At 53.5% G+C, this 18,705-nt stretch carries 18 protein-coding genes; all 18 read left to right on the top strand.

Annotated elements, in window-relative coordinates; translation table 11 throughout:
• Nucleotides 1-106 precede the first annotated feature (106 nt).
• Nucleotides 107-838, top strand: a complete 732-nt coding sequence (locus LG52_RS08975) for a GntR family transcriptional regulator (protein WP_013145714.1) — start codon at nt 107-109, stop codon at nt 836-838.
• Nucleotides 839-921: 83 nt separating this feature from the next.
• The gene (locus LG52_RS08970; RefSeq protein WP_044733175.1) at nt 922-2,013 is read left to right on the top strand and encodes a BMP family lipoprotein; all 1,092 of its coding nucleotides are present in this window, start codon (nt 922-924) and stop codon (nt 2,011-2,013) included.
• A gap of 127 nt (nt 2,014-2,140) precedes the next feature.
• Entirely contained in the window at nt 2,141-3,667 is a 1,527-nt protein-coding gene (locus LG52_RS08965; protein WP_044731674.1) for an ABC transporter ATP-binding protein, read from the top strand.
• Nucleotides 3,667-4,713, top strand: a complete 1,047-nt coding sequence (locus LG52_RS08960; protein ID WP_044733174.1) for an ABC transporter permease — start codon at nt 3,667-3,669, stop codon at nt 4,711-4,713. Before LG52_RS08965 ends, LG52_RS08960 begins: the two co-directional genes overlap by 1 nt.
• Nucleotides 4,714-5,673, top strand: a complete 960-nt coding sequence (locus tag LG52_RS08955; protein WP_011230786.1) for an ABC transporter permease — start codon at nt 4,714-4,716, stop codon at nt 5,671-5,673.
• 149 nt (nt 5,674-5,822) lie between these two features.
• Nucleotides 5,823-7,118 carry an EF-P 5-aminopentanol modification-associated protein YfmF gene (gene yfmF / locus LG52_RS08950; protein ID WP_044731673.1) on the top strand — a complete coding sequence of 432 codons (1,296 nt, stop codon included), beginning with the start codon at nt 5,823-5,825 and terminating at the stop codon, nt 7,116-7,118.
• Complete coding sequence (gene yfmH, locus LG52_RS08945) at nt 7,099-8,388, top strand: EF-P 5-aminopentanol modification-associated protein YfmH (protein ID WP_044731672.1); 1,290 nt, start codon at nt 7,099-7,101, stop codon at nt 8,386-8,388. The genes yfmF and yfmH overlap by 20 nt, the downstream gene beginning before the upstream one ends.
• A gap of 54 nt (nt 8,389-8,442) precedes the next feature.
• Nucleotides 8,443-9,159 (top strand): elongation factor P 5-aminopentanone reductase, encoded by a 717-nt coding sequence (gene ymfI / locus LG52_RS08940; RefSeq protein WP_021322287.1) that lies wholly within the window; start codon nt 8,443-8,445, stop codon nt 9,157-9,159.
• Between the two features lie 62 nt (nt 9,160-9,221).
• The gene (locus tag LG52_RS08935; RefSeq protein ID WP_011230790.1) at nt 9,222-9,470 is read left to right on the top strand and encodes a DUF3243 domain-containing protein; all 249 of its coding nucleotides are present in this window, start codon (nt 9,222-9,224) and stop codon (nt 9,468-9,470) included.
• A 131-nt stretch (nt 9,471-9,601) separates the two neighbouring features.
• Complete coding sequence (locus tag LG52_RS08930; protein WP_044731671.1) at nt 9,602-10,393, top strand: DUF3388 domain-containing protein; 792 nt, start codon at nt 9,602-9,604, stop codon at nt 10,391-10,393.
• A 27-nt stretch (nt 10,394-10,420) separates the two neighbouring features.
• A complete protein-coding gene (locus LG52_RS08925) occupies nt 10,421-11,287 on the top strand; it encodes a helix-turn-helix domain-containing protein (protein ID WP_044731670.1) in 867 nt (288 codons plus the stop codon).
• 80 nt (nt 11,288-11,367) lie between these two features.
• Nucleotides 11,368-11,946, top strand: coding sequence for a CDP-diacylglycerol--glycerol-3-phosphate 3-phosphatidyltransferase (pgsA, locus tag LG52_RS08920; protein ID WP_044731669.1), 579 nt, complete (start codon nt 11,368-11,370; stop codon nt 11,944-11,946).
• Nucleotides 11,947-11,973: 27 nt separating this feature from the next.
• A complete protein-coding gene (locus LG52_RS08915) occupies nt 11,974-13,218 on the top strand; it encodes a competence/damage-inducible protein A (RefSeq protein WP_044731668.1) in 1,245 nt (414 codons plus the stop codon).
• A gap of 159 nt (nt 13,219-13,377) precedes the next feature.
• On the top strand, nt 13,378-14,421 hold the full coding sequence (gene recA, locus LG52_RS08910) for a recombinase RecA (protein ID WP_044731667.1): 1,044 nt from the start codon (nt 13,378-13,380) through the stop codon (nt 14,419-14,421).
• 373 nt (nt 14,422-14,794) lie between these two features.
• Nucleotides 14,795-16,351: a ribonuclease Y gene (gene rny / locus LG52_RS08905; protein WP_044731666.1), complete on the top strand. Its 1,557-nt coding sequence runs from the start codon at nt 14,795-14,797 to the stop codon at nt 16,349-16,351.
• Between the two features lie 101 nt (nt 16,352-16,452).
• Nucleotides 16,453-17,247: a TIGR00282 family metallophosphoesterase gene (locus LG52_RS08900; RefSeq protein WP_044731665.1), complete on the top strand. Its 795-nt coding sequence runs from the start codon at nt 16,453-16,455 to the stop codon at nt 17,245-17,247.
• A gap of 130 nt (nt 17,248-17,377) precedes the next feature.
• Nucleotides 17,378-17,638 (top strand): stage V sporulation protein SpoVS, encoded by a 261-nt coding sequence (gene spoVS, locus LG52_RS08895; protein ID WP_003251598.1) that lies wholly within the window; start codon nt 17,378-17,380, stop codon nt 17,636-17,638.
• A 94-nt stretch (nt 17,639-17,732) separates the two neighbouring features.
• The gene (locus LG52_RS08890) at nt 17,733-18,656 is read left to right on the top strand and encodes a dipeptidase (protein WP_044731664.1); all 924 of its coding nucleotides are present in this window, start codon (nt 17,733-17,735) and stop codon (nt 18,654-18,656) included.
• Nucleotides 18,657-18,705: the final 49 nt, after the last annotated feature.

The raw sequence follows: 18,705 nt of genomic DNA, 5'->3' as shown, positions 1-18,705 counted from the left end.
CTATTTATTTGCCCAGTAAAAAATGATATAGTAATCTCAAAAAGGTTATATGTCTAATGTCAGAGGTCTGATCTCAACGGGAATGCGTAACACGGAGGACGTTGTCATGTCAATCAAATCAGACAGCCGCCACCTTTACTTGCAAGTGATTGATCGCATCAAGCGCGATATTGAAACGGGAGTGTACAAAGAAAAGCAAAAACTGCCGTCCGAGTTTGAACTCGCCAAACAGCTTGGCGTCAGCCGGGCGACATTGAGGGAAGCGCTGCGGGTGCTTGAAGAAGAAAACATCATCATCCGCCGCCACGGCGTCGGAACGTTTGTCAACGCCCGTCCGCTGTTTACGTCCGGCATCGAGCAGCTCTCAAGCGTCACGGATATGATTCGTCAAGCGGGGCGCAAGCCAGGAACGATTTTTTTGTCTTCCTCCATCCAACAGCCGACGGAAGACGATATGCGCCGCTTCCAATGCCGGCCGGACGAGAATTTGTTGCTCATCGAGCGGGTGCGCACCGCCGATGGGGAGCCAGTCGTTTATTGTTTGGATAAAATTTTATGTAAATATTTGCCGAAGGGCATCTCCTATGAACATGAGTCGCTGTTTGAAAACTTGCACAACCAAACGCATCGTGATATCGCCTATGCGGTCGCGCGCATCGTGCCGCTCGGCTATCATGAAAAAGTGTCGCCGATTTTGCAATGCGACCCGGAAACGGCGCTGCTTGTGCTCAAGCAAATGCATTTCGATAAAAACGATGAGCCGATTTTTTATTCCGTCAACTACTTCCGCTCCGACAAGTTCAGCTTCCATGTCATGCGGAAGCGGTTCAGCTTTTAAGGGGGTGAAAATGGGTACATAGAAAGAGAGCGGAAGCTTTATACTAATTAAGGAACAAATTTTCAAGCTAGGGGGTAATGAATGTGAAAAAGCGAATCGGGTTGGTGTTGTCCGTCCTGTTTGCCGCCGGCACGCTGCTTAGCGCCTGCGGACAAGCCGGCAACAATGCGGGAGGCGGCAATCAGAAAGATACGTTCAGCGTCGCTATGGTCACCGACGTCGGCGGCATTGATGACAAATCGTTCAACCAGTCGGCTTGGGAAGGGCTTCAAAAGTTCGGCAAAGACAATGGACTTGAAAAAGGCCGCGGCGGCTATGACTATTTGCAGTCATCGAGCGACGCCGATTACGCGACGAATTTAAACAAGCTCGTGCGCAGCGACTTTGACTTGATTTACGGCATCGGGTATTTGATGGGCGATGCGGTGAAAGAGGTCGCCAAGCAAAACCCGAAAAAACATTTCGCCATTGTCGACACCGTCGTTGACGAGCCGAATGTCGCCAGCATCACGTTCAAGGAGCATGAAGGCTCGTTCCTTGTCGGCGTTGTCGCTGGGCTGATGACGAAAACGAATAAAATCGGCTTTGTCGGCGGGATGGAGATTCCGTTGATCGAAAAATTCGAAAGCGGATTCCGCGCCGGCGTGAAAGCGGTCAATCCGAAGGCGACTGTGGAAGTGCAATACGCCGGGGCGTTCGACCAAGCGGATAAAGGGAAAGCGATCGCCTCGAGCATGTACGCGTCTGGCATCGACATCATCTACCATGCAGCTGGAGCGACTGGGAACGGCGTCTTCTCGGAAGCGAAAGATTTGAAGAAGAAAGATCCAAACCGCGAAATTTGGGTCATCGGTGTTGACAAAGACCAAGCGCCGGAGGGAGAAGTGAAAGTCGGCGGCAAAACGTACAACGTAACGCTCACTTCGATGGTGAAACGCGTCGACGTCGCTGTCTATGACACGGCGAAACGGGCGAAAGAGGGCGACTTCCCAGGCGGCAAAACGATTGAGTACGGGTTGCCGGAAAATGGGGTCGGCATTGCCCCGACGCAAGACAACATTCCGGAGAACGTGTTAAAAACAGTTGACGAATGGAAGCAAAAAATCATCAAAGGTGAAGTGAAAGTTCCGACCAACCGGAAAGAGTATGAACAATTCGCTGCGACGATCAAGTGACGAACAACGGCGAAGAAGGCTAGTGCGCGCTGCTAGCCTTCTTCAAAATCATGAAATGAAGGGCGGCTGTTTCGCTGCCGCCTTTCATTTTGTGATTTTGACCTTGCTTGAGTAAGGAGTGAATCGCTTGGAATACGTGATTGAAATGCTCAATATCCGCAAGGTGTTTGGCGCGTTTGTCGCCAATGACAACATTACGCTGCAAGTGAAAAAGGGGGAGATACACGCTCTGCTTGGCGAAAACGGGGCCGGCAAATCGACGCTCATGAACGTGCTGTTTGGGTTATACCAGCCGGACGGCGGCGAAATCCGCGTTAAAGGAAAGCCGGTGCGCATCACCGACCCGAACGTCGCCAATGATCTTGGCATCGGCATGGTGCATCAGCACTTTATGCTCGTCGATACGTTCACCGTGACGGAAAACATCATCTTAGGCAGCGAGCCGACGCGGGCCGGAACGATCGATATGAAGCGGGCGGAGCGGGAAGTGCGCGAATTGTCGGAACGATATGGACTGGCGGTCGATCCGACAGCGAAGATCGCCGACATTTCCGTCGGCATGCAGCAGCGCGTGGAAATTTTAAAGACGCTTTACCGCGGCGCTGATATTTTGATTTTTGACGAACCGACAGCAGTCTTGACGCCGCAGGAAATTCGCGAGCTCATGCAAATTATGCGCACGCTCGTCCGCGAGGGAAAATCCATCATTTTAATTACGCACAAACTCAAAGAAATTATGGAAGTGTGCGACCGCGTCACCGTCATCCGTCGCGGCAAAGGAATTGCGACGCTCAATGTGGCGGAGACGAATCCGAACGAACTGGCGGCGCTCATGGTCGGCCGCGAGGTGCAGTTTACGACCGCTAAGAAACAGGCTGAGCCGGGGAAACCGGTGTTGGAAATTCAAGATTTAGTCGTCAAGGACGCGCGCGGGATCAAAGCGGTCAACGGTTTGAACTTGACGGTGCACGCCGGCGAGATCGTGGGCATTGCTGGAGTCGACGGCAACGGCCAGACCGAGCTCATTGAAGCCATAACCGGCTTGATCAAAGCGGAATCAGGGATCATCCGCCTCAACGGCCGAGACATTACGAATTTGCCGCCGCGCAAAATCATCGAAGCCGGCGTCGGCCATATTCCGCAAGATCGGCATAAACACGGGCTTGTCCTTGACTTTCCGATCGGCGAAAACATGGTGCTACAAACGTACTATCAGCCGCCGTACTCGAAACGGGGCCTGTTGAATTTTCAAGCCATTTACGAAAAAGCGCGTCAGCTCATCCGCGAATTTGACGTGCGCACGCCAGATGAATATACGAAGGCGCGGGCGCTATCGGGCGGAAACCAGCAAAAAGCGATCATCGGCCGTGAAGTCGACCGCGATCCGGACTTGTTGATCGCCGCCCAGCCGACGAGGGGGCTTGATGTTGGAGCGATCGAATTTATTCATAAGCGGCTCATTGAACAGCGAGACCGCGGGAAAGCGGTGCTGCTCGTCTCGTTTGAGCTTGACGAAGTGATGAACGTCAGCGACCGGATCGCTGTCATTTACGAAGGAAACATCGTCGCCATCGTTGATCCGAAAGAAACAACCGAACAGGAGCTCGGGCTGTTGATGGCTGGAAGCAAACGGAAGGAAGCAGGTGTGTCGTGATGAAGTCGAATCGTCTCCAGCAATTTTTGATACCGTTGTTGGCTGTTCTTCTTGGCATGATCGCTGGTTCGATCGTGATGCTTGCAAGCGGCTACAACCCGATCGCCGGCTTTGGCGCTCTCGTGTACGGGGCGTTTGGCGATACGTACTATATCGGCGAAACGATCCGCCAGACGACGCCATACATTTTAACGGGCTTGGCGGTGGCGTTTGCCTTTCGCACCGGCTTGTTTAACATCGGGGTTGAAGGGCAGCTGATCGTCGGCTGGCTCGCTGCCGTCTGGGTCGGGGTGTCCTTTGATTTGCCCAAAATCATCCATTTGCCGCTTGCCTTGTTGGCCGCCGCGTTGGCCGGGGCGCTATGGGGCTTGATTCCGGGTGTGCTGAAGGCGTATTTAAAAGTGCACGAAGTCATTATTACGATCATGATGAACTATATTGCTTTGCATGTAACGAACGCCATCATCCGTTCCGTTTTGTCTGATGAGGGATTTAAATCAAAGCCGGTGAAAGAAAGCGCATCGCTTCACTCCGACTTTTTTGATGCCATTACGCATCATTCCACCATGCATTACGGCGTTTTCATCGCTGTCGCCGCCGCATTTGTCATGTGGTTTTTGCTTGAGCGGACGACAAAAGGGTTTGAGCTGCGGGCGGTCGGGTTCAATCAGCATGCGTCACAGTACGCGGGCATGAATGTGCGCGCCAACATCATTTTAGCGATGGTCATCTCCGGCGCTTTTGCCGGCGTCGCCGGGGCGATGGAGGGGCTTGGCACATTTGGAAACATCTCGACGAAAGCCGGCTTTACCGGCCTTGGATTTGATGGCATCGCGGTTGCCTTGATCGGAGGAAACAACGCGTTTGGCATTTTGCTCTCCGCCTTGTTGTTTGGGGCCTTGAAAGTCGGGGCGTTGGAAATGCCGTCAAGCGCCGGCGTGCCGACCGAGCTTGTCGATATTATTATCGCGCTCATCATTTTCTTTGTTGCATCCAGCTACATGATCCGCTGGCTGTTATCTCGTTGGCAAAAGGGGGCGGAGTAAGTGAGCGTGTATGACGTCTTGCAAACGATTGTCCCGACAACGATTTTCTTTGCGGCTCCTCTCATTTTCACCGCCCTTGGCGGCGTGTTTAGCGAACGGTCCGGCGTCGTCAACATCGGGCTTGAAGGATTGATGACCATCGGCGCGTTTGTCGGCATTGTCTTTAATTTGACGTTTGCCGATCGGTTTGGCGAATGGACGCCGTGGCTTGCCTTATTGGCTGCCATGGTGGTCGGCGCTGTATTTTCCCTGCTGCACGCTGTCGCGTCGGTCACCTTTCGCGCCGACCAAGTCGTAAGCGGGGTGGCGATCAACTTTTTGGCGCTTGGCCTGTCGCTGTTTTTAGTGAAAAAAATGTACGGCAAGGGGCAGACGGACCAAATTCAAGTCGGGTTTGACAAAATTGACGTGCCGGTGTTAAGCGACATTCCCGTCATCGGGCCGCTGTTGTTTTCTAACGCGTACGCGCCGTCGTATATCGCTATTGCGCTGGCGTTTGTATCATGGTATGTCATTTACAAAACGCCGTTTGGCCTGCGGCTGCGCGCGGTCGGCGAACATCCGATGGCGGCGGATACGATGGGGATTCATGTCGCCAAAATGCGCTACATCGCTGTCATGATCAGCGGCGCGCTCGGCGGCTTGGGCGGTGCGGTATACGCGACGATCATTTCCCGCGATTTCAGCCATGCGACGATTTCCGGGCACGGATTTATGGCGCTTGCGGCGATGATTTTCGGCAAATGGCATCCGATCGGCGCGATGGGGGCGGCGCTCTTTTTCGGGTTGGCGCAAAGCTTAAGCATCGTCGGGCAAACGATTCCGTTCTTGAAAAACGTCCCGACCGTTTACTTGCTCATCGCCCCGTATGCACTCACGATTTTGGCGCTGGCGGGCTTCATCGGCCGTGCTGAGGCGCCGAAAGCGGCCGGCACGCCATACATCAAAGGAAAACGATGACGAAAGCGGCTGTCCGAAAAACGGACGGCCGTTTTTTGCTGAATGGAATGATTTGCATTTTTCCATTGGCAAAAGGTATATTGTTGATAAGACGCTTTACAATAAAGATAATGCATGTTTGCAAAGAGAAAAAGTAAGGAGGAGTTGGATTGGTCGACGAAAAAGTCACAGCGGTCGGACCGGTTCGCGTCCATACGATTTCGACCGATAAGTACAAAACGAACACGATCGTTTGGAAAATGAAGGCCCCTCTTGCTAAAGAAACGGTCACGCTGCGCGCGCTTTTGCCATACGTCTTGCAAAGCGGCACGGCCGACTATCCAAGCGTTAAGGCGCTGCGCACCTATTTGGATGAACTGTACGGAGCGACGCTGAACGTCGATTTAACGAAAAAAGGCGAACATCATATCATGACGATTCGCATCGATGTCGCCAATGAACGATTTTTGCCGGAGCAAACGCCGCTTTTGGCGAAAGCGTTTCAGCTCTTGGCCGATCTTCTGTTCCGCCCGGCGCTTGATGGCAGCCGGTTTGTCGCTGACATTGTTGAGCAGGAAAAGCGGGCGCTCCGTCAACGCATTCAGGCGGTGTATGATGACAAAATGCGCTATGCGAATATGCGCCTTGTAGAAGAAATGTGCAAAGGCGAACCGTACGCCCTCTCGCCAAACGGCGAGCTTGAAGACGTGGACGGCATCACGGCGGAAGGGCTGTATCGCTATTATGAACGAGCGCTGGCCGAGGATGAGCTGGATCTATATGTCATTGGCGACGTGGCTGAAGACGCGGTGCTCAACGCGGTGAAGCAGCGCTTTTCTTTGCCGGACCGCCCAAAGCGGGAGCGCGCCTCGATGACCTCTGTCAAGCCGCGCAGGGAAGTTCGCGAAGTCATTGAGCGGCAGGACGTGAAGCAAGGAAAGCTCAACATTGGCTATCGGACAAATGTGACGTATGAAGATGACGATTATTACGCCTTGCAAATGTTTAATGGCATTTTTGGGGGGTTTTCCCATTCGAAACTGTTCATCAACGTCCGCGAGAAGGCGAGCCTTGCCTATTATGCCGCCTCACGGCTTGAGAGCCATAAAGGGCTGCTTATGGTCATGTCCGGCATTGAACCGGCCAACTATGAGAAGGCGCGCCGCATCATCGATGAGCAAATGCAGGCGATGAAAAACGGCGATTTCACAGATGACGAAATGGCGCAGACGAAAGCGGTCATCCGCAACCAGCTGCTTGAGACGCTCGATACGCCGCGCGGGCTTGTGGAGGTGTTGTACCATAACGTCGTCTCAACGCGAAAGCGCCCAATCGATGAATGGATTGCCTGCACCGATCAAGTGACGCGCGAGGATGTGGTGCGCGTCGCTGACAAGGTGGAGCTCGATACGGTGTACTTTTTGACCGGAATGGAGGCGACGGAAGATGGAAAAACGGGTGTATGAGACGCTGCACGAAGAGCTGTTTTATGAAAAAATGGACAACGGCCTTGACGTGTACATTTTGCCGAAAAAAGGATTCAACAAAACGTATGCGACATTCACCACGAACTACGGTTCGGTCGACAACCAGTTCGTCCCGCTCGGTAAAACGGAGATGAAGCGCGTTCCGGACGGCATCGCCCATTTTTTGGAGCATAAACTGTTTGAAAAAGAAAACGGAGATGTTTTCCAACAGTTCAGCAAACAAGGCGCCTCAGCGAACGCCTTTACGACGTTCACCCGCACCGCCTATTTGTTCTCAAGCACCGACAACGTCGAGAAAAACTTGGAAACGTTGATGGACTTTGTGCAAACCCCGTACTTTTCTGACAAAACAGTGGAAAAAGAAAAAGGGATCATCGGCCAGGAAATCCGAATGTATGACGACAACCCGGATTGGCGCGTCTATTTCGGCGCCATCGAAAGCATGTATCACAGCCATCCGGTCAAAATCGACATCGCCGGCACAGTTGAATCAATCGCCCAAATAACGAAAGAGCTGCTGTATGAATGCTATGAAACGTTTTACCATCCGAGCAACATGCTTTTGTTTGTCGTCGGCCCGGTCGATGAACAAAAAATCATGCAGCAAATCCGCGATAACCAGGCGAAAAAGTCGTTCCCGCAAGCCCCGGAAGTGAAGCGTTTTGCGTATGAAGAACCGAGCGCAGTAGCGGAAAAGAAAAAAGTGATTCCGATGCATGTGCAGACGAACAAATGCTTTGTCGGCATCAAAGCGCCGTCCGTTCCGGAAGCCGGTGAACAAAAACTTCGGCATGAGATTGCCTTCCACGTTGCATTGGACTATTTGTTTGGAAAAAGCTCGCCGCATTATGAACGGCTGTACCGCGAAGGGCTGATCGATGATACGTTCATGTACGACTATACGGAAGAGCGTGGATTCGGTTTTGCTTTGGTCGGCGGTGACACGAGGGACGCTGAACGGCTCGCTTCGGAAATTCAAACGGTGCTGCTGTCGTTTGCCGCGGAGACTATAAAAAAGGAAGAATTTGAACGGGTGAAAAAGAAAAAAATCGGCGCCTTTTTGCGCGCGCTCAACTCGCCGGAATACATCGCCAACCAGTTTACGCGCTACGCGTTTTACGGATCCAACTTGTTTGACATTTTGCCGGCGCTTTCATCCCTTGCCATGGACGATATCGCGGCGGTTGCCTCTTCTTGCTTCCGCGATTCGCAAATCGCGGTTTGCGAAGTCGTTCCAAAAGGGCAATAAGGCATCCTTCCTGAGAAGGATGCTTTTTTGCGGCAAAAAGGAGAGGATGGTTTCATGCGCTACGCCTTGATCACTGGAGCCTCTGGAGGCATCGGACAAAGCATCGCTCGTGTGCTCGCTCGGGAGGGGTACGGACTTTTTCTCCATTACTATCGGCGACGGGCGCCTGTTGAAGCGCTGAAAGAAGAGCTTAACGATGTGCATATTGTGCCGATTGAGGCCGATTTGTCGGCACTGGATGGGGTGGAAAAGCTCGTTTCGCAAATCGATCGCCCGGTTGATGCCATCGTTTACAACAGCGGTGCAAGCTATTACGGATTGTTGACCGACATGAACGATGAATTAATCGAGCGGATGGTGCGGCTTCACATGACAAGCCCGGCGTTGCTCATCAAAAGGCTGACCCCATCAATGGTGGCGAGAAAGCGCGGTCATATTGTGTTCATTTCCTCGATTTGGGGATTGTGCGGCGCTTCATGCGAGGCGGTGTACTCGATGACAAAGGGAGGGCAGAACGCGTTTGCCAAGGCGCTGGCCAAGGAGCTTGCCCCAAGCGGCATTCGCGTCAACGCTGTTGCACCGGGGGCGATTGATACCGATATGCTGCGGGTGTTTCGTCCTGAGGAGCTGGAAGCGCTCACTGACGAAATTCCAGCCGGCCGGCTCGGCACCCCGGATGAGGTGGCGGAAACGGTGGCGTTTTTGCTGTCTGATGCCGCTTCGTATATCACCGGCCAAGTCATTTCCGTCAACGGCGGCTGGTATTGTTGAACGTATATTTTCCGGTTCGGCAGGCAAACTATCCTTGAAACATTCAACAAGGAGGGATTGACATGTCGGTACTGGATAACTTTGAACAATGGAAAGACTTTTTGGCGGAACGTTTAGAACAAGCGCAACAGCAAGGATTGACTCAGCAAGTGATCACAGATGTCGCTTACCAAATCGGGGATTATTTGGCGAAACACGTCGACCCGAAAAACCCGGAAGAACGGGTGCTCGCTGATCTTTGGAGCGTTGCGGATGAAAAAGAGCAGCACGCCCTTGCCAACATGATGGTCAAGCTGGTCCAACAAAAATAATCACCCGGTAAAAGAGAGGGGTCTCCCTCTCTTTTTTCTTCCTCCTTTTCGGTTGCTTTTCCATTTATAATTATAGTAGTATGAACTTAGCATAAGATGTTCGTGCGGACACCGGCAAGGGAGGAAACGGGATGGGCAGGCAGGAATGGTATTTGGAATATGAAATTCATGTCAACCGCCCGGGGTTGCTCGGCGACGTTGCTTCGCTGCTCGGTATGTTGTCCATTAACATCGTAACGATCAACGGTGTACGGGATTCGCGCCGCGGCATGTTGCTTTTGTGCGACAATAACGAGCAAATTGAACGGTTGGCGACGATCTTGCGGACGATGGACAACATTACGGTGACGAAGCTGCGCCAGCCGAAGCTGCTCGACCGCCTTGCCGTCCGCCACGGCCGTTATATCCAGCGCGATGCCGATGACAAAAAAACGTTCCGCTTCGTCCGCGATGAACTTGGACTGCTTGTCGATTTTATGGCGGAACTTTTTAAAGAAAAAGGGCATAAGCTAATCGGCATCCGCGGGATGCCGCGCGTCGGCAAGACAGAGTCGATCGTCGCCGCCAGCGTGTGCGCCAACAAACGATGGCTGTTTGTTTCATCAACGCTGATTAAACAGACGGTTCGCACGCAGTTGATGGAAGATGAGTATAGCGAGGACAACATTTTCATTATCGACGGCATCGTCTCAACGCGCCGCGGGAATGAGCAGCACTGGCAGCTCATCCGTGAGCTCATGCGCCTTGAGGCGACGAAAGTCGTCGAGCATCCGGACATATTTGTTCGCCATACGGAATACACGCTCGATGATTTTGATTATATTATTGAGTTGCGCCATGAACCGGACGAAGATATTTCCTACGAAGCGATTGACCGCCCGTCATTGTTGGGCGATGACGGGTTTTCCGAATTTGGGTTTTAATTTAAAAAAAGTGGAAGGTGTTGGCCGTTGACGGAACTAGGAAAACGTTTGCGGGAAGCACGGGAAGAAAAAAATATGAGTTTGGACGAGCTGCAGGAGATGACGAAAATTCAAAAGCGGTATTTGATCGGCATCGAAGAAGGCAACTATGCCATCATGCCCGGGAATTTTTATGTGCGGGCCTTCATCCGGCAATATGCTGAAGCGGTCGGACTTGATCCGGATGAGCTGTTTGAACAGTATAAACAGGACATTCCCCAGTCTTATCAAGATGACATTCCGCAGACGCTGTCGCGCGTGAAGACGCGTCAGCAACTGTCTGCCGAGGGGGCGAAATGGCTCGATTGGCTGCCGAAAGTGATTGTCGCGGTGGTCGTCATCGGGGCGGCTGTCCTCGTTTGGGTGCTGCTCCAGCGCGGCACCGCAAATGAACCGCCGACAAAGACAAGCCCAAAAACAGCGGAGGTCGAAAAACCGAAACATTCGCCGCTTGAGCAGGCAAAACAAAAGCAGCCGGCGAAGGAAGCGGACGAGAAGGCAACGAATGAAAACGGACAACAAAATGAACAGCCGGCGCCGGCGATGAATGTGACAAAAAAGCGCGGCAACACGGCGACGATTGAAGTCGCCAGCTCCGGCCCGTTTTCCATCGAGCTTTCATCCAAAGGAACGTCATGGGTCGAAGTATACAATGCGAAAGGCCATACGTTTTACCGCGGCAACTTGGCAAGCGGGCAGACGAAAACGTTCGATTTGTCGGCCGAAAGCGAAGTGTGGGTGAAAATCGGGCGTACACTGGACGTCGACATGAAGGTAAACGGCCAGCCGTTTGCCTATCCGTTTGCCCCGAAAGAGGAAGTATACCAAAAGTTGCATTTCGTGTTGAAGAAATAATGGAACAGGGCGCTTTTCCGCAGGAAGGCGCCTGCTTTTCGCACGGACTGAACTATGTTGAATGAGCGGAGGTATTTGTGGTGAACTTGCCGAATAAAATTACGGTAGCGCGCATTATGCTCATCCCGTTTTTCTTGATGGTGATGCTCGTTCCGTTCGGGTGGGGAAGCATCCAAATCGGCGGGACAGAGCTTCCGGTTGCCCATCTTGCCGGCGCGCTCATTTTCATCATCGCTTCAGCGACGGACTGGATCGATGGCTACTATGCCCGCAAATACGGGTTGGTGACGAATTTAGGAAAATTTTTAGATCCGCTTGCCGATAAATTGCTTGTGTCGGCGGCGCTTATCGTGCTTGTCGAGCTCGGGGCCGTTCCGGCGTGGATGGTGATTGTCATCATCAGCCGTGAGTTTGCCGTCACCGGCTTGCGGCTCGTGCTGGCCGGCGAGGGGGAAGTCGTCGCCGCCAACATGCTCGGTAAAATCAAAACATGGACGCAAATTGTCGCCGTTTCCGCTTTATTGTTACATAATTTCCCATTCTCGCTCATTCCGTTCCCGTTTGCTGATTTGGCGTTGTGGGTGGCAGTCATTTTCACGATTTGGTCCGGATGGGATTATTTCGCGAAAAATAAACATGCGTTTTCCCATTCGAAATAGCCGGTCGAAAAAGGAGGAGAAGGTTCGTTGAATGCGGAGATCATTGCCGTCGGCTCTGAGCTGCTGCTTGGGCAAATCGCCAATACGAACGCCCAGTTTTTGTCGCAACAGCTGGCGATGCTTGGCATTAACGTCTATTTCCATACCGTCGTCGGCGACAACACCGTCCGCCTCGAGCAGGCGGTGAAAACGGCGCAAACGAGAGCCAACCTCATTATTTTCACCGGCGGCCTCGGCCCGACGAAAGACGATTTAACGAAGGAGACGATCGCCCGTTTGCTTGGCCGCCGGCTCGTGATCGACGAGGAAGCGCTCCGAGCGATTGAGGCGTATTTTGCCCGCACAAACCGGCCGATGACGGAAAACAATAAAAAGCAGGCGCTCGTCTTGGAAGGATCGACGGTGCTGAAAAACGAGCACGGCATGGCGCCAGGGATGGCGCTCTCGGTCAATGGCATCACGTACATGCTGCTGCCTGGGCCGCCGAATGAAATGCAGCCGATGTTCCAAAAATACGGAAGCGCCTTTTTGCGCCGCACGTTTTCGCTTTCCGAACGCATCGAGTCGCGCGTGCTCCGTTTTTTTGGCATCGGCGAATCAGCGCTTGAAACGGCGATTGCGGATTTGATCGACGCCCAGTCGAACCCGACGATCGCGCCGCTGGCCGGCGACGGTGAAGTAATGCTGCGTCTGACAGCGAAGCATCAGGATGAGGCGGAGGCGAAGCGGCTTCTTGACGAAGTGGAAGCGGCCATTTTGGCGCGCGTCGACCGCTACTGCTACGGATATAACGATGAAACGTTGTTTACAAAGACGCTCGAGCGGTTAAAAGAAAAAGGATGGACGATCGCGTCGGCCGAAAGTTTGACCGGAGGCCTTTTCCTCGAACAGCTCACCGCCGCCCCCGGCGCGTCGCAAGTCGTGCAGGGCGGTGTCGTCTGCTATACAAATCGCGTCAAAGAACAGGTGCTTGGCATACCGCGCCCGCTGCTTGAGGCAGAAGGGGCGGTGAGCGGGCCGTGCGCCCGTTTGCTTGCTGAAAACGTCCGCGCGATGTGCGATGCGGATATCGGCATCAGCTTCACCGGTGTCGCCGGACCCGATCCGCTTGAGGGCCACCCGCCCGGCACCATGTATATCGGCATCGCCGTCCGCGGGCGCGATGCGACTGTCCACCGTCTGACGCTGTCCGGCACGCGTGATGCCATTCGCATCCGCGCCGCCAAATACGGCTGCTTTTTCCTGCTTGAGATGCTCGCGGCCGACTGCTGATCGGCCGCCCCCTCCTTCTCCATTCTCCACCGCAATGAGTATGGCGATTGTTGCTAGTTTCTCCACCGAAAAAACGAATGAACGTTCGTTTTTTGCTTGGCAATGGCCGCAAAACGCGGTATAGTATTAAGTAGTCCTAGAATAAGGAGGAGTAGGTTAGTGAACCAAGATCGTCAAGCTGCATTGGAGCAGGCATTAAAACAAATTGAACGACAGTTTGGCAAGGGGGCCATCATGAAGCTCGGCGAGCAAGTCGACCGCAAAGTGTCGGTCGTGCCGAGCGGTTCGCTGGCGCTCGACATCGCGTTAGGTGTCGGCGGCTATCCGCGCGGGCGGATTGTGGAAATTTACGGCCCGGAATCGTCCGGAAAAACGACCGTTGCCCTTCACGCGATCGCTGAAGTGCAAAAGCGGGGCGGGCAAGCAGCTTTCATCGACGCAGAGCATGCGCTCGATCCGATTTACGCACAAAAATTAGGGGTCAATATCGATGAATTGTTGCTTTCCCAGCCTGACACGGGAGAGCAGGCGCTCGAAATCGCTGAAGCGCTCGTGCGAAGCGGCGCGGTCGATATTATCGTCATCGACTCGGTGGCGGCGCTCGTGCCGAAAGCGGAAATTGAAGGGGAGATGGGCGACGCCCATGTCGGCTTGCAAGCACGGCTTATGTCGCAGGCGCTTCGCAAGCTGTCTGGCGCCATTAACAAATCGAAAACGATCGCCATCTTCATCAACCAAATTCGCGAAAAAGTCGGCGTCATGTTCGGCAACCCCGAAACGACGCCGGGCGGGCGGGCGCTCAAATTTTACGCTTCCGTCCGCCTAGAGGTGCGCCGCGCTGAGCAAATCAAGCAAGGCAACGATATGGTCGGCAACAAGACGAAAATCAAAGTCGTCAAAAACAAAGTCGCGCCGCCGTTTAAAACGGCTGACGTCGACATTATGTACGGCGAAGGCATTTCCCGCGAAGGGGAAATTATCGACATGGCGTCCGAACTTGACATTGTGCAAAAAAGCGGTTCGTGGTATTCGTACAAAGACGAGCGGCTTGGCCAAGGGCGGGAGAACGCGAAGCAATTTTTGAAGGAAAACCCGCACATCGCCGATGAGATCGCCCGCGCCATCCGCCAGCATTACGGCATCGACGTCGAAGAGGGAACGAGCGAACCGCAACAAGACAGGTTCGGATTGCTTGAAGAATAACGGCCCAAGGCGTCCTGGCAAGCTGCCGGGGCGCCTTTTTCCATCCGTTCGGCCTGCCAAGGAGAGCGGTAAGCCTAAAAAGGACGGCGTGTGGAACGGTCTTGTCCCGTTGTCATCCTCTAGGCGCGTCGGTGTAATATCTTGACAATTCCTATTGCCGCCTTTACAATGAACATGTATATTTGTCCATACGCGCGGCAGGGCCATACGCCCGCCCGCTGCGGCGGACCGCCTTCGTGCGGAAGGCCGCGCGGGCGATTGCTATGCCAAGCGACTGAGCTAATGCATTGAAAACGGGAATGTCCATCTGCGCCGGTCATGGCGGTGAGAAGAGAGAGCGAAAGGAAACCGAACAGCAAGAGGAGGTGAAACGATGGGTTCGATCATCATCTCCGCTTTGCTTGCCTTAGTCATTGGTGCCGTTGTTGGCTTTTTTGTTCGCAAATCGATTGCCGAAGCGAAAATCGGCGGAGCGAAAGCCGCTGCCAAACAGCTGATTGAGGAGGCGAAACGCGAGGCGGACGCCTTGAAAAAAGAGGCGCTTCTCGAAGCGAAAGACGAGATTCATAAACTGCGTACGGAGGCGGAGCGTGATATCCGCGACCGGAGAAGCGAGCTCCAAAAACAAGAAAACCGCCTGATGCAAAAGGAGGAAAATCTCGACCGCAAAGATGAAGCGCTCAACAAACGTGAGGCGTTGCTTGAGGCAAAGGAAGAAGCGTTGAACGAAAGACAACAGCATATTGAACAAATGGAAAGCAAAGTGGAAGCGCTCGTCAAACAACAACAAGCCGAACTTGAACGCATTTCCGGCCTGACGCGCGACGATGCCCGCCAGCTCATTTTAGAGCGCGTTGAGAAAGAGCTGTCGCATGAGATTGCGATGATGATCAAAGAGGCGGAAACGCGGGCGAAAGAGGAGGCAGACAAACGGGCAAAGGCGATTTTGTCGCTTGCCATCCAACGTTGCGCCGCCGACCATGTCGCCGAAACGACTGTTTCCGTCGTCAATTTGCCGAACGACGAAATGAAAGGGCGGATCATCGGACGGGAAGGGCGGAACATCCGCACGCTCGAGACGTTGACCGGCATCGATTTGATCATCGACGATACGCCGGAAGCGGTCATTTTGTCCGGATTTGACCCGATCCGCCGCGAGACAGCACGCATCGCGCTCGATAAGCTTGTGCAGGATGGCCGCATCCATCCGGCGCGCATTGAGGAAATGGTCGAAAAGGCGCGCCGCGAAGTGGATGAGCATATCCGCGAAGTCGGCGAACAGACGACGTTTGAAGTCGGTGTTCATGGCTTGCATCCGGATTTGATCAAAATTTTAGGGCGGCTCAAGTTCCGAACGAGCTACGGGCAAAACGTCTTAAAACACTCGGTGGAAGTGGCGTTTTTAGCCGGACTGATGGCGGCCGAGCTCGGGGAGGACGAAATGCTGGCGCGCCGGGCCGGCTTGCTTCATGACATTGGCAAAGCGATCGACCACGAAGTGGAAGGAAGCCATGTGGAAATCGGCGTCGAGCTGGCGACGAAGTATAAAGAACATCCCGTCGTCATCAACAGCATCGCTTCCCACCATGGCGATACGGAACCGACGTCGGTCATCGCTGTGCTCGTTGCGGCGGCCGATGCGCTGTCGGCGGCGCGGCCGGGGGCGCGCAGCGAAACGCTGGAAAACTATATCCGCCGCCTAGAGAAGCTTGAAGAAATCGCTGAATCGTACGAAGGCGTTGAAAAATCGTACGCCATTCAAGCTGGGCGTGAAGTGCGCATTATGGTCAAACCAGATATGATCGACGATTTTGAAGCGCACCGGCTGGCGCGCGACATCCGCAAACGAATCGAAGAAGAGCTCGATTACCCGGGCCATATTAAAGTGACGGTCATCCGCGAAACGCGGGCGGTCGAATACGCGAAATAAAGTGGCTATTGCCACTTTCTTTTTTTGTGCGTAAAATAGGAGGGTATAACGATGCGGAGATGGGCGCAAGGCGATATTTTTCGTTTAGAAAGGGATCAGGGATGAGAATTTTATTTATCGGCGACGTCGTCGGTTCGCCGGGGCAAAAAATGGTGGAGCACTATTTGCCAAAGCTGAAGGAAAAACACCAGCCGGACGTTGTGGTGATCAACGGCGAAAACGCCGCCGGCGGGAAAGGGATCACTGAACCGATTTACCGGGCGCTCCTCGCTTGGGGGGCTCATGTGATCACGTTGGGCAACCACGCATGGGACAAACGCGATATTTTTGAGTTTATCGACCAAGCGAAGGCGCTCATCCGCCCGGCCAATTACCCGCCTGGCACGCCGGGAAAAGGGATCGTCTACGTGCCGACCGAGCACGGCGAGGCGGCGGTCATCAATTTGCAAGGACGAGCGTTTTTGCCGGCCATTGACTGCCCGTTTCAAAAAGCGGATGAATTGATCGCCGACGCTTCGGCGCGCACGCCGGTCATCATCGTCGATTTCCATGCTGAGGCGACAAGCGAAAAACAGGCGATGGGCTGGTACTTAGACGGCCGTGTATCCGCGCTCATCGGCACGCATACACACGTCCAGACGGCCGATAACCGCATTTTGCCCAAAGGCACGGCGTACATTACCGATGTCGGCATGACCGGACCGTACGATGGCATTTTAGGCGTCGATCGCGAGGCGGTGCTGCGCAAATTTCTAACCGGGCTGCCGGTTCGTTTCGGCGTCAAGGAAGGAAGAAGCCAGCTGAACGCCGTTTATGTCGATGTGGACGAAAAGAGCGGACGGGCGCTTCGCATCGAACGGTTGATCATTAACGATGACCACCCTTATTTCGAATAGTTCGTTTTTTTAAAATTTTAAAAAACAAGCTCCTTCCTTGCAGGAATAGTTGTCGAAACAGTGAATATAGTTACAATGAAGACCTTTTCGCGAAATCCATTTTCCAAGGAAACGAGGGAGGAGCTAGAAAATGGAAATATTAAAAGTTTCAGCAAAATCGAATCCGAACTCTGTAGCTGGTGCACTTGCCGGGGTGTTGCGCGAGCGCGGCGCGGCGGAAATTCAGGCGATCGGCGCAGGTGCATTGAACCAAGCCGTTAAAGCAGTAGCGATCGCACGAGGGTTTGTCGCACCGAGCGGCATGGACTTGATTTGCATTCCGGCGTTTACGGATATTATCATCGACGGAGAAGAGCGAACGGCGATCAAATTGATTGTCGAACCTCGTTAATTGGATGATTGGACAATGGCGGCCATAACCTGTTGACGCCTTCGTCGGCGAAGGCAGGCAGGTTATTTTTTGCTTTTTCAAAGGGGGAAACGGAATGATCTTTGATGCCCATTGTGATGTGTTGATGAAGTTATGGCAAGATCGGTCTCTGTCGTTTTACGACGGAGCTTCCCTTCACGTCACTCTTTCTGGGATGGCGGAAGCAGGGGTGAAAGTGCAATGCTTTGCCGTCTACATACCGGAAACAGTGCCAGAGGAAGCTCGGTTCACTGTGGCGCTCGAGATGGTGGACATCTTCTTTGCCCGTGTGATCGAAGCGTTTCCATCCATGAAGTTCGTGCGGACCAAACATGATATCGCTTCCTTGAAAGAAGGGGAGATCGGCGCCATGTTGACGCTGGAAGGGTGCGATGCGATCGGCTCGAACCTTGTCAAGCTGAAGACGCTTCTTCGGCTTGGCGTTGCTTCCGTCGGATTAACGTGGAACTTTCCGAACGCCGTCGCCGATGGGGCATGGGAGAAGCGCGGGGCTGGGTTGACGGCGTTTGGCCGGCAAGTCGTGGAACTGCTGAATGAAGCGAAACGATGGGTCGATGTGTCCCACTTATCGGAGAAAGCGTTTTGGGATGTCATCGAGATGGCTCGGTTTCCCATTGCTTCCCATTCCAACGCTTATCGTCTATGCCCGCACCCGCGGAACTTAACCGATGAACAAATCAACGCGCTGATTGAAAAAGACGGCATGATCGGCGTGAATTTCGTTCCGTATTTTTTGACGATGGACAAAAACGAGGCCACGATCGCCGATGTGCTTCGTCATCTCGACCATATATGCGCGCTCGGAGGGGAACAAAACGTCGGGTTCGGCTCCGACTTCGATGGCATAACGGAGACGGTCGCGGGCCTTGGAACGGCAAGGGAATATGCGAGGCTTGTCAACGAGTTGTACAAGCATTACTCCGCCGAGCAGGCGGCCCGATTTTTATTCGGCAACTTCTACGCCCATTTGCCGGAGTGACGAATATCACTGAGTTTCGGCTCTGCGTATCCTAGAATAGAAGACAGGG

Source organism: Geobacillus kaustophilus, assembly GCF_000948285.1.
Lineage (GTDB): Bacteria > Bacillota > Bacilli > Bacillales > Anoxybacillaceae > Geobacillus > Geobacillus thermoleovorans_A.
The sequence above is the reverse complement of the archived record's forward strand: the minus strand, read 5'-3'. Positions and strand labels throughout refer to the sequence as shown.

Coding starts and splice junctions, on each gene's coding strand:
- LG52_RS08975 (WP_013145714.1), top strand. CDS start 107: ATGTCAATCAAATCAGACAGCCGCCACCTTTACTTGCAAGTGATTGAT.
- LG52_RS08960 (WP_044733174.1), top strand. CDS start 3,667: ATGAAGTCGAATCGTCTCCAGCAATTTTTGATACCGTTGTTGGCTGTT.
- yfmH (WP_044731672.1), top strand. CDS start 7,099: ATGGAAAAACGGGTGTATGAGACGCTGCACGAAGAGCTGTTTTATGAA.
- ymfI (WP_021322287.1), top strand. CDS start 8,443: ATGCGCTACGCCTTGATCACTGGAGCCTCTGGAGGCATCGGACAAAGC.
- LG52_RS08935 (WP_011230790.1), top strand. CDS start 9,222: ATGTCGGTACTGGATAACTTTGAACAATGGAAAGACTTTTTGGCGGAA.
- LG52_RS08930 (WP_044731671.1), top strand. CDS start 9,602: ATGGGCAGGCAGGAATGGTATTTGGAATATGAAATTCATGTCAACCGC.
- rny (WP_044731666.1), top strand. CDS start 14,795: ATGGGTTCGATCATCATCTCCGCTTTGCTTGCCTTAGTCATTGGTGCC.
- LG52_RS08900 (WP_044731665.1), top strand. CDS start 16,453: ATGAGAATTTTATTTATCGGCGACGTCGTCGGTTCGCCGGGGCAAAAA.
- spoVS (WP_003251598.1), top strand. CDS start 17,378: ATGGAAATATTAAAAGTTTCAGCAAAATCGAATCCGAACTCTGTAGCT.
- LG52_RS08890 (WP_044731664.1), top strand. CDS start 17,733: ATGATCTTTGATGCCCATTGTGATGTGTTGATGAAGTTATGGCAAGAT.